Origin of the sequence: Nocardia nova NBRC 15556 (assembly GCF_001613005.1) — a bacterium.
Classification (GTDB): Bacteria; Actinomycetota; Actinomycetes; order Mycobacteriales; family Mycobacteriaceae; genus Nocardia; species Nocardia nova.
This window is the reverse complement of record NZ_BDBN01000134.1, coordinates 1-11,382: the sequence shown is the minus strand read 5'-3', so window position 1 is coordinate 11,382 and position 11,382 is coordinate 1. Positions and strand designations below refer to the sequence as shown.

Sequence of the window (11,382 nt, the reverse complement as noted above, 5' to 3'; positions counted from 1 at the left end):
GCACGGTGGCGGCGCCGATGCCCCGGGCGGCGCCGGTGACGATGGCGACCGGGGCGGGGGCCACTACATGCCTCGGGTGAAGCCGTCGGGGACGATGACGTCGTCGGGGGTGAGGTCGTGGATGGAAGCGTGGCCGAGTCCGTAGAGGGCGGAGTCGATGCCTTGGCGGATGACCTCGAGGACGTTGTGGACGCCGCGGTCGCCGGCGGCGGCCATGCCCCACAGGTAGGGGCGGCCGATCATGACCGCGTCGGCGCCGAGGGCGAGTGCCTTGACGACGTCGCTGCCGCGCCGGATTCCGCCGTCGAGCAGGATTTCGACCTGTCCGCCGACGGCCTGAACCACGCTGGGCAGCATGCGGATCGCGGCCGGGGTGGTGTCGAGGTTGTTGCCGCCGTGGTTGGAGACGGAGATGGCGGTGGCGCCGATGTCGACGGCGCGTTTGGCGTCGTCGGGGCGGCCGATGCCCTTGATGAGGAACGGGCCGTCCCATTGCTGTCGCAGCCAGGCCAGGTCGTCCCAGGTGACCGGTGGGGTGCCCATCCATTCGCCGTAGGCGCCGAAGAAGGTCGGGCCCTGCTGCCCGCGCGGGACGAGGTTGGGGGTGGTGAGGTCGGGGAGTTTGCCGGAGCGGGCGAAGCGCAGCAGCCAGCCGGGTTTGGTGACGACCTGGGGTGTGAATCGCACCGCGGTCTTCAGGTCGATCTTCTCCGGCAGTGGCGGGCTGCCCCAGTCGCGGGCGGTGGCGAACACCCAGTCGAGTGTGACGATGATGCCTTTGGCGCCGGCTTCTCGGGCGCGGTCGAGGCGGGCGACCATGTCGTCTTTGCTTCCGAGCCAATAGATTTGGAAGAAGGTCTTGTCGTTGGCGGCGATGACCTCCTCGATCGGTTTGGAGCCGAACGACGACAGGCCGAGCGCGGTGCCCGACATCGCGGCCCCGCGTGCGACGCCGACCTCTCCCGCGGGGTCGACCGCTTGGACGCCGGTGGGGGAGCAGATCACCGGCATCGAAATGCCTTGTCCGAGAACGGTGGTGCTCAGGTCGCGGGTGGCGGGCAGGTCGGCGATGTGCGGGCGCAGGCCGAGTTCGGTGAAGGCGGCGGCGTTGTCGTCGAGGGTGGCGCCGGCTTCGGAGCCGGCGAGCAGGGCCAGGTAGACGGCCTTGGGGACGCGCTTCTTCGCGCGGCGCTGGGCCTCGGCGACCGATTCGAACCAGTCACGGGTGCTTGCCATGAGAATCCTTGTGCTGAAAGTGGTCTCGCCGCCCGGACGGTGTGTGCCCGGAGGTCGGCGATCGGTTGGTCAGGTGAGCCCGGCGAGTGGGCTGGTGTCGCATGCCCGGTCGGGCGCGGTGGTCCGGCTACGCGTGGGGATGCCGAGGGCGACCGTGCGCCGCGGCGCACTACGGGAGTGGTTCTTGTCCGGTTGGGGTTTCGCGCCGACGCCGGCCAGGGCGAGTTCGGCGTTGCCCTTGACGCATTCGGGGTCGGGCCCGTCCAAAGGCAGTCCGGTGAAGAATTTGGCGGCCATGCATCCGCCCTGGCAGGCGTCGTAGGCCGAACACGACGTGCACGCGCCACCGGTCTGTGGTTGCCGCAGCCGCTCGAACAGATCCGATGTGCGCCAGACCTTTTCGAATCCACCGGTGTCGCGGACGTTGCCCGCGAGGAATTCGTCGTGGATGGCGAACGGGCAGGCGTAGACGTCGCCGACCGGGTCGACCAGGCACACCACGCGGCCCGCGCCGCACAGGTTCAGTCCGGCGATCGGGGTGGAGCCCAGGGCGTTGAGGTGGAAGAACGAATCGCCGGTGAGCACGCCTTCGCCGTGGGCGACGAGCCAGTCGTAGATCTGCAACTGCTGGTCGGTGGTCGGGTGCAGCTCGTTCCATACGTCGGCGCCGCGTCCGGACGGGCGCAGCCGGGTGATGCGCAGCTGGGCGCCGAACCGGTCGGCGATGGCCTTGAACTCGTCGAGCTGGTCCACGTTGTGGCGGGTCATCACGACCGAGATCTTGAAGTTCTCGAACCCGGCGTCGGCCAGGTTGCCCATGGCCCGCATCGCGGTGTCGAAGGATCCGGGACCGCGGACCGCGTCGTTGACCTCGGCGGTGGCGCCGTCGATGGAGATCTGCACATCCACGTAGTCGGTAGCCGCCAGCTGCCGGGCCCGCTCGGGGGTGAGCCGAATCCCGTTGGTGGAGAACTTGACTCCCACATGATGGGCGACCGCGTAGTCGAGCAGTTCCCAGAAGTCGCTGCGGACGGTGGGTTCGCCGCCGCCGATGTTGACGTAGAAGACCTGCATGCGTTCGAGGTCGTCGATGAACGCCTTGCATTCGGCGGTCGACAGCTCGCGCGGGTCGCGGCGGCCCGACGACGACAGGCAGTGCTCACACGCGAGGTTGCAGGCGTAGGTGAGTTCCCACGTCAGGCAGATCGGGGCGTCGAGACCGTGTTTGAAATGTTCGACCAGTTTCATCGGTGATCCTGTTCCTCGGCACCGGCGGGGCGCGGGACTATGGTGCCCGCCTGCAGCAGACCGGCGAGCGCCTTCACATAGCTGGGACGTTCGGTCTCGGCCACCCCCGCGGCCGCCAGCGCGGCGGCCGCGTCGGGCTGCTCGGCCAGTCCCTGCACGACCGCCACCAGCTGCTTCGTTTTCAGAAACGACAGCCGCCGGGTGGTGAAGTCGTAGACCAGCGCTCCGAACGGCTCGGGCCGCAGCGAGATCGAGGGCGCGAGCCGATAGGAGCCGGCCGGATCGAAGCCGTCAGTAGACACCGCACATGCCATCGATCGAGACATCCTCGACGAGCAGGTCGTCTTCGACGAGCGCGTCCTCGGCGGGGACTACTGTCTGGCTGGTGATGGGTTCGTTCATGACCGCTCCTAGGGGATGGGATCGGGGTAACGGGTGTGAGGCACAGCATAATGTCACCGAGTGACAAAATGGAAGGGGTGACGGCGGAAAAACCCGTCACGCCTCGCGTCAGGGCGGGGCGCAAGCCCTCTACCAGCGCGGACGAGTTGGAACGAGTCGCATTCGAATTGTTCGAACAGTGCGGGTTCGACGACACCACCGTCGAGGACATCGCGGCCGCCGTCGGTGTCAGTAAGCGGACCTTCTTCCGCTACTTCGAATCGAAGAACGACGTCGTGTGGGGCAATTTCAGCGACCAGCTGCAGGCGATGCGCGATCTGTTCGACCGGTGTCCGCCCGAACAGCCGGTCGCCGACGCGGTCCGCAGTGTGGTGGTCGAGTTCAACCGCTTCGACCCGGCTCAGGTGCCCTGGCACCGCAAGCGCATGGAGTTGATCCTGAAAGTGCCCGCGCTGCAGGCACATTCGACGCTGCGCTATCAGGAGTGGCGCAACGTGGTCGCCGAGTTCGTGGCGGCCCGGCTGGGTGTCGGCACTCGTGACCTGCTCGCTCAGGTCGCGGGACACTGTGCCCTCGGTGTCGCGATCGCCGGATACGAACATTGGCTCGACCATCCCGATCAGGAACTCACCGATATCCTCGACCGCGCGCTGCGGAGCTGGGGTTCCGGATTCGGCGCCCAGGCGGTGACCGCGGAGGGGTAGGGACTACGTAGGAACGCGCTGCGTAGGAAAAGTACGTAGTTCTACGGTGGTCGATCGCCCGAGTGGAAGGAAGGCTGGACCGAAGTCAGGCCGGCACTACCGCTCGGGGACGAAGATGAACGCAGAGAATCGGCAGCGGCGCTGCGGTGGCAGCGCGACCTCGGCCCTCCCGGCGCCGTGCTGAGGCCCGGCAGGGGAGGCGACGCCGCGCACAACGATGTGCACGTGCGTATCTGGCTGGGTGGCACGGCCTTCGATTACCGGACCGCCGCCGCGGCGGTGGACAACATCGTCCGGGACTGGCGGCGCAAGCGCTGGTGCACGCTCGAATTCGTTCTCGGCACGATCGACGGGCGTCTCCCGGAGACCCGCTTGCCGAACGAGCGGCTATTCCTCGGACCGTAAATCGGAATTACGCGCATGACATCTCCGGTATCGCGGCTCGTGGTGTCCTTCGCGGAATCGGTCGTATCGGAAGGTTATGCTCGGAGCCTGCCGGAATTCACGGCGAGTGCCGGACAGCAAAGGCGCTGTTCAGTAGTATCGACAAGGTGTGGTACAACGGTTTTCCGCACAGCGTGGGCCGTAACAGGTCACTCCGCGTGACATCGTCGTGCGCAGGAGTGAAACAATGCTCGCCGGGGCAGCGTCCCCGGGTCGGACACAATGCCGACACAAGCTTCCGAAACCGTGGCGTGGCGGGGGGATCGACCCGCTCGACAAAACGCCTTCCACTTTAATACGGACAAATCGCTCGTAGTTCCTACCCATCCGACAGGGCCTTCGTATGCCTTGTGCGAGTGGGGTTTTCGGGCCGCCCGGAGGTCGGGTGGCACGTCGTCATGGTACGGCGATGAGTTGTCTCATCAGTGCTCGCCAAGCTCGGTGAGAGGGGGTCCTCAGCTACGCAGGGCAGGCACGCGGTCTCGATAACGTCTCCAATCGCACGGTGGCCTCTCCTCGTTTCCGATCGGGGTGACGTCCCGTGCGCTGAATCGCGCGTAAAAAACGGGTTACGGACGCTCGTGTCGACTCGGCGAATGTCTACTCGGGAATCCGGCAGCTCGGGGAATCGCAAATGTAATTGCATTCGCAATCAAATGCTACAGGAACGGGGAATTCCGCGCACGGAAACAGAGGTGGGTGTGCGCTGCTCCGTGTCTCGGAATTCGAGGAGGGGTTAGACGATGAGTCCGGATTCAGCCATGCCGTCAGACCGAAATCCTGATCTGATTCCGCTTTCCAGAGCGCAATACGGAATGTGGCTGGCGGACAACCTGCCCGGCGGACCGAACGTCAACATTGCCCACTACGTCGAGATCGAGGGGCACATCGACTACGCCGCCTTCAGCAAGGCGATGAACGACGCCGGCCACGAGACCGAATCGATGGTCGTCCGGGTGGTCGAAGTCGGCGGTCGTCCGTATCAGTACGTGGACCGCGGCCTCGTCTACGACGAGCCGCTGCTGGATCTGACCGCGGCCGCCGACCCCTACGCGGCGGCGATGGACTGGATGCGCCGCGACTACGGCACCAAGGCCGTCGACATGGCCCGGGACCGGCTCGTCGCGACGAAACTCATCCGGGTCGGTGCGGACCGGTATCTGTGGTACGCGCGTGCTCATCACCTCGTGATCGACGGCTACGGCGCGTTCAACCTGCTCAACCGCGCGGCCGAACACTACAACGCACTGATCGAGGGCCGCTCGCCGACGCCGCTGGCAGCACCCCGGCTGACCGAGATCATCACCGCGGAGCACGACTATCGGACGAGTCGGCGATTCGAAACCGACCGGGCGTACTGGCTGGACAAGGCGGCCGGCCTGCCGCCGGCCACGAGTTTGGCGGGGCGCTGCGCCAAGTGGAGCGAGGACGACCGCTACGCCGGGCGCACGTTGCCGTCGCCGCTGACCGAGCGGATCGACCGGTTCGCCGGCGAGCTGAACGCCTCCGCGGCGCAGGTGGTGGTGGCCGCGTTCGCCGCCTTCCTCGCGCGCATGACCGGTACCGACGAGGTCGTCCTGTCGCTTCCGGTATCCGGGCGGGTGACCAGGCGACTGCGCAATGCCGCCGCGATGCTGGCCAATATGGTGCCGATCCGGTTCACCGCGGACCCGGCGACGACGGTGGCGGACCTGATCGGCGAATCGGTGTCCGAACTCGTCCTGGCCATGCGGCATCAGCTCTACCGGTTCGAGGATCTTCGCCGCGAGTCCGATGCCGTCGACGCGGCGGCCACCTCGTTCGGCCCGATCGTCAACATCCTGTTCTTCGATTCCGAGATCCGCCTCGGCGACGCGATCGGACGCTACCGCGCACTGACCTCCGGCGCGCTGGACGATCTGCAGCTCAACATGTACCGCTCCGGCGCCGACGCGCCGCTGTCGGTCGAACTGCACGGCAATGCCAACCTGTACGGCCAGGACGAACTCGACGCCCACGCCGGCCGATTCGCCGACTTCCTCGACCGTATGACGAACTCGCCCGCCGATGCCCGGCTGATCGACATTCCGCTGGTCGATCCGGCCGAGCAGCGGCGAGTGCTGGGCGAACTCGCGGGCCACGACGGGGCGCCCACGTCGGCGACGCTCGTCGACCTCCTCGCGCGGCAGGCCGCGTCGTCGGCATCCGCCGTCGCCGTCGACGACGGGACGACCACCCTGACCTATCGCCAACTCGACGAGCGCTCCAACCGATTCGCGCGCAGGCTCATCGCACTCGGAGCCGGGCCGGAAACGCTGGTGGCCATCGCCCTGCCACGGGATGCCGATCTGATCGTCGCCGCACTGGCGGTCGTGAAGTCCGGCGCCGGCTACCTGCCGCTGGACCGGGCGCATCCGCTCGAGCGGCTCGACTACGTGCTCGGCGACGCCGAACCGGTCGCACTGGTGACGAACCGGAGCATGTGCGACCGCCTGCCGGAAACGAGCCGCGTGGTGTTGTTCGACGACGACATCACCGAGAGCGGCGAGCCGATCACGGATGCGGAACGTACCCGTCCGCTGCGTCCCGACAACGTCGCCTACGTCATCTACACCTCGGGATCGACGGGGCGGCCGAAGGGCGTGTCGGTCACTCATCGCGCGGTCGCCGGCTACCTGACCGACGCGACGGCCGAGATCGGGGTAGGCGCCGATGACGTGTGGACGCTGTTCCATTCGTTCGCATTCGACTATTCGGTCTGGGAGATCTTCGGTGCGCTGGTCACCGGTGGCCGGATCGTGGTGGTCGACGGTCCCGTCACGCGCTCACCGGACGAGATGGTCCGTCTCGTCGCGCGGAACAAGGTGAGTGTTCTCAGTCAGACACCGTCGGCGTTCCATCAGTTCGCGGCCGCGCGACAGCGCTACGCCGACGCCGGGCAACCGGACGGTGAGCTCGCGCTGCGCCTCGTCGTCCTCTCGGGGGAAGCGCTGGACCCCGCGAGTCTGTCCGACTGGTACGCCGGCAATCCCGGCCTGCCGGTGCTGGCCAACAGCTACGGCATCACCGAAACAACGGTCTTCGTCACCTACACTCCGCTGGCGCCCGACCGCGCCGTGCCGGGCGCCCCCAGCGTCATCGGCCCGCCGCTGCCGGGTTTGCGCGTGTACGTCCTGGACGAACGCCTGCGGCCGGTGCCACTGGGTGCCTGGGGTGAAATCTATGTCGCCGGAACGCGACTCGCCCGCGGCTATATCGGCCGCCCGGGGCTGACCGCGGGACGCTTCGTCGCCGACCCGTTCGGCGCGCCGGGTTCGCGGCTCTATCGCAGTGGTGATGTCGCGCGCCGAAACATCCACGGCGAGTTGGAATATCGAGGCCGGGCCGATCGGCAGGTGCAGCTGCGCGGCTTCCGGATCGAACTCGACGAGATCCGCGCCGCGCTACTGAGCCACGGTTCGGTGGCGGCGGCGGTCGTCGTCGTCCATCTGCCCGGCACCGACGCGGCCCGGCTGATGGCCTACGTGGTGCCGGCCACCGGCGCGGACTGCACGGCCGAGGAGTTGCGCACCCACGTCCGCTCGATACTGCCGGACTACATGGTCCCCGCCCACGTCGTCGTCCTCGACGCACTGCCGCTGACCGTCAACGGCAAGGTGGACTATCGCGCCCTGCCCGAACCGGCACCGGATTCGGCGGCGGCCTACGTGGCGCCGCGCACGGCCGTCGAGGAGACCATCACCGATGTCTTCGCCGAGGTCCTGGGCGTCGCCCGGGTGGGTGTGCTGGCCAACTTCTTCGAGCTGGGCGGTAACTCGCTGACCGCCACCGGCGCGGCGGTGCGGATCGCCGAACTGACCCGGTGTGAGGTGTCGGTGCGCGAGCTGTTCGAGAAGCCGACCGCGGCCGAGCTCGCCGCCCATATCGACGGCGCCCGCCGGTCAGCACGGCCCCCGCTGCGGCCACAGCCGCGCGTCGACCCGCTTCCGCTCGCGCCCGCGCAGACCCGGATCTGGCTGATCAATCAGATCGAGCCCGAATCGGCGGCATACAACATTCCGCTGGTGCTGCGGCTGTCCGGACAACTCGACACCGCCGCCCTGCGCGCCGCGCTGGCCGACGTGATCGAACGGCACGAATCCCTGCGCACCGTGTATCCGGCCGTGAACGGCCGAGGGACACAGGTGATTCTGCCGTCCGAGGAGGTCGCCGCGGAATGGGATGTGACGCCGCGCCGCATCTCCGCCGACGAACTCGACCACCGGATCGGCGAGCTGGTGTCGACCGGAACCGATGTGCGCCACCGGCCGCCGATCCGCGTCGCACTGCTCGCCACCACCGATCACCGGCACGTCCTGGTGGTCGTGCTGCACCACATCTGCTGCGACGGGTCGTCGCTGCCGCCCCTGGCGGCCGATTTCGCCGCCGCCTACCGAGCGCGGGCGCAGGGGCACGCTCCCGACTGGGAACCGCTGCCGGTGCAGTACGCCGACTACAGCATCCGCCAGCGCATGCTGCTGGGTGACGACAGTGATCCCGACTCGCTCGCCGCGCGTCAATTGCACTACTGGACAGAGCAATTGGCGGGAATGGCGCGACCGCTGGAACTGCCGGTCGACCACCGGCGGCCGGAAGGCCGGTCCCTGCTCGCCGAGGTCGTCGACACCGCGATCACCGCCGAGACCTACGCCGGGATCGAGCGGCTGGCTCGCTCGGCGAGGGCCACCACCTTCATGGTCGTGCACGCCGCGCTGGCCGTGTTGCTGGCCCGGCTGTCGGATTCGACCGATATCACCGTCGGCACTCCGGTCGCGGGCCGTGGCGAACGCGCGCTGGAACCGCTGATCGGCATGTTCGTCAACACCGTGCCGCTGCGGACGCGAGTGCGTGACGACGAAACCTTCGCCGACTTCCTGGCGCGGGTCCAGGACATCGATGTCGACGCGTTCGCCCACAGCGACCTGCCCTACGAACGGGTCGCCGACGCGATCGAGCCGATGTCGGCGGTCGCGCAGGACCCGCTGTGCCGGGTGTATCTCGCGTTCGACAACATGGACCGCCCGACCCTCGAACTGGCCGGCGTCACCGCCGAGGTCCTGGATCCGGGACCGCAGCCGGCGAAGGTCGACCTGATCGTCACCGTCGCCGAGAACGCCCGGGCGGCAGGCGATCTCCCGGTCCGGATCAATTTCGCCGCCGACGTGTTCGACCGGGGCACGGTCGAGGAATTCGCCGCGCGCCTGCAACGGATTCTCGATTCGGTCGTGCGTGATCCGGGGCAGCGGGTCGGTGCCGTCGATGTGCTGTCGGCCGGGGAGCGCGCCGCACTGGTGCCCGCATCCGGCGGCCGGGCCGAGACGCCGCGCGTACTCGGCGAACTGCTGACGATCCGGGATCCGGAGGCCGTGGCCATCGTGTCCGGCGCGCACACCCTGTCGTACGGGGAGCTGGACGCCCGGTCGAACCAGCTCGCCCGAGTGCTGATCGAGTACGGAATCGGCCCGGACGACCGGGTGGCGCTGGTGCTGTCGCGGTCGGTGGAACTCGTGGTCGGGATGTGGGCGGTGGCGAAGGCGGGCGCGGCGTTCGTGCCGGTCGATCCGCGCAATCCGGCCGAGCGAGTCGCGGCCATGCTCGCGAACGTCCGGGTCGCGATCGCGGTGACGACTACGCAGGATCTGGTGCCGCACACCACCGAGCCGGTGGTGCTCGACGATCCGCGGACCGAGGCCCGCATCACCTGCCGTTCCGCGGCCGCGGTGACCGACGGTGACCGCCTTCGCCCGTGCCGGGCGTCGAATACGGCGTACGTGGTGTACACCTCGGGGTCGACCGGCGAGCCGAAGGGCGTCGCCGTGACGCATGCCGGGGTGGCGAATTTCGCTGCCGAACAACGGGAACGGTATCGCATCGGCAGTTCGGCGCGGGTACTGCAGGTGGCGGCTCCGGGCTTCGACGCGCTGGTGCTGGAACTGCTGATGGCACACCCGCACGGTGCGGCGCTGGTGATCTCACCACCGGATGTCTTCGCCGGCGAGCGGCTGGCGAAACTGATTCGCACGCAACGGATCTCGCATGCGTTCATCACGCCCAGCGTGCTGGCGACGATGTCGCCCGCCGACGTCGGTTCGTTGCGCGTACTGGTAGCCGGCGGAGAGGCGGTCGCGACCGACACCGTCGCGGTGTGGGGTCCCGGCCGCCGGTTGCACAACGGCTACGGGCCGACCGAGACCACGATCATGGTGGCGATCAGCGATCCCCTCCACCCCGGTGACCGGGTGACGATCGGCGGTCCGATCCGCGGTGTGCGGGCGCTGGTTCTGGACGAGCGGCTGCGGCCGGTGCCCGTCGGAGTGACCGGGCAGCTGTACATCTCCGGTATTCATCTCGCCCGCGGATATCTCGATCGGCCGGCGGACACGACAGCGGCGTTCGTGGCCGATCCGTTCGGCGCCGCGGGGGACCGGATGTATCGCACCGGCGATCTGGCGCGCTGGACCCCCGAACGCACCCTCGAATACGCCGGGCGCACCGACTTCCAGGTGAAGATCCGCGGCCGGCGCATCGAACTCGGCGAAATCGAGGCCGTCCTCGCCGGTCATCCGGACGTCGCCGCCGCGGTTGTGGTGACCGTAGAGACCGACGGCGGAGGGCGGCTCGCCGCCTACCTCGCGCCCGTCGGCGACGGTATCGACGTGGCCGCCGTGACCGCGCACGCCGCGCGCCACCTGCCGGCCCCCATGGTTCCCGAGGCGGTGACGGTACTCGACGCCCTCCCGCTGACCACGGTGGGCAAGGTCGACCGCGCCGCCTTGCCCGCGCCGGTATTCGACAGTGCGCGAGCCGATTTCGTCGCGCCCCGCGATGCGGCCGAACAGCTCGTCGCCGATGTGTGCGGCACCGTGCTGGGTATCGACCGGGTCGGCGTCGCCGACAACTTCTTCGCCCTCGGCGGCAACTCGCTGTCGGCGACGCGGCTGGCCGCGCGGCTGGGTGCCGCGTTCGGTGCCGAGGTGTCGCTGCACACCGTCTTCGACGCCCCGACCGTCGCGGCGCTGGCGGCGGCGCTGCGCACCATCGACGCCCCCGGGCGGGAACCGCTGCTCCCGCAGCCGCGCCCGGCGCGCATTCCGCTCTCGCCGGCCCAGGCCCGGATGTGGTTTCTCAACCAGTTCGACACCGGCTCCGCGCTGTACAACATCGCCCTCGTGGTGGGCATGACGGGACCGCTCGATGTGGCGGCCATGCGCGCGACCGTCGCCGATGTACTGGAACGGCACGAAGCGTTACGTACCGTGCATCCGGACAGCGACACCGGGCCCTACCAGCTGATCGTGCCGGTGCGGGAGGCGCTGCCGCCGCTGGAGCC

General features: G+C 68.6%; 7 protein-coding genes. 3 read left to right on the top strand and 4 right to left on the bottom strand.

All coding sequences use genetic code 11. From position 1 onward, the window contains the following. Positions 1 to 63 precede the first annotated feature (63 nt). The 4 genes from mftD to mftA form a co-directional block, all read right to left on the bottom strand. The gene (gene mftD / locus NN2_RS33775) at positions 64 to 1,236 is read right to left on the bottom strand and encodes a pre-mycofactocin synthase MftD (RefSeq protein ID WP_063019161.1); all 1,173 of its coding nucleotides are present in this window, start codon (positions 1,234 to 1,236) and stop codon (positions 64 to 66) included. A 69-nt stretch (positions 1,237 to 1,305) separates the two neighbouring features. Beyond that, positions 1,306 to 2,484: a mycofactocin radical SAM maturase gene (mftC, locus tag NN2_RS33770; protein WP_063019159.1), complete on the bottom strand. Its 1,179-nt coding sequence runs from the start codon at positions 2,482 to 2,484 to the stop codon at positions 1,306 to 1,308. Next, positions 2,481 to 2,786 carry a mycofactocin biosynthesis chaperone MftB gene (gene mftB, locus NN2_RS33765; RefSeq protein WP_231983037.1) on the bottom strand — a complete coding sequence of 102 codons (306 nt, stop codon included), beginning with the start codon at positions 2,784 to 2,786 and terminating at the stop codon, positions 2,481 to 2,483. The genes mftC and mftB overlap by 4 nt, the downstream gene beginning before the upstream one ends. Beyond that, a complete protein-coding gene (gene mftA / locus NN2_RS36755; protein WP_081879272.1) occupies positions 2,776 to 2,886 on the bottom strand; it encodes a mycofactocin precursor MftA in 111 nt (36 codons plus the stop codon). Before mftA ends, mftB begins: the two co-directional genes overlap by 11 nt. Positions 2,887 to 2,963: 77 nt before the next feature. Here mftA and mftR point away from each other — a divergent pair, with 77 nt between their 5' ends. The 3 genes from mftR to NN2_RS33750 all read left to right on the top strand — a co-directional run. Next, positions 2,964 to 3,590 carry a mycofactocin system transcriptional regulator MftR gene (mftR, locus tag NN2_RS33760; RefSeq protein ID WP_245658966.1) on the top strand — a complete coding sequence of 209 codons (627 nt, stop codon included), beginning with the start codon at positions 2,964 to 2,966 and terminating at the stop codon, positions 3,588 to 3,590. A 225-nt stretch (positions 3,591 to 3,815) separates the two neighbouring features. Next, positions 3,816 to 3,995: a hypothetical protein gene (locus tag NN2_RS33755; RefSeq protein WP_146098736.1), complete on the top strand. Its 180-nt coding sequence runs from the start codon at positions 3,816 to 3,818 to the stop codon at positions 3,993 to 3,995. Between the two features lie 800 nt (positions 3,996 to 4,795). Then, positions 4,796 to 11,382: non-ribosomal peptide synthetase (locus NN2_RS33750; protein WP_169812479.1), on the top strand; the 6,587-nt coding region annotated here is incomplete at its 3' end.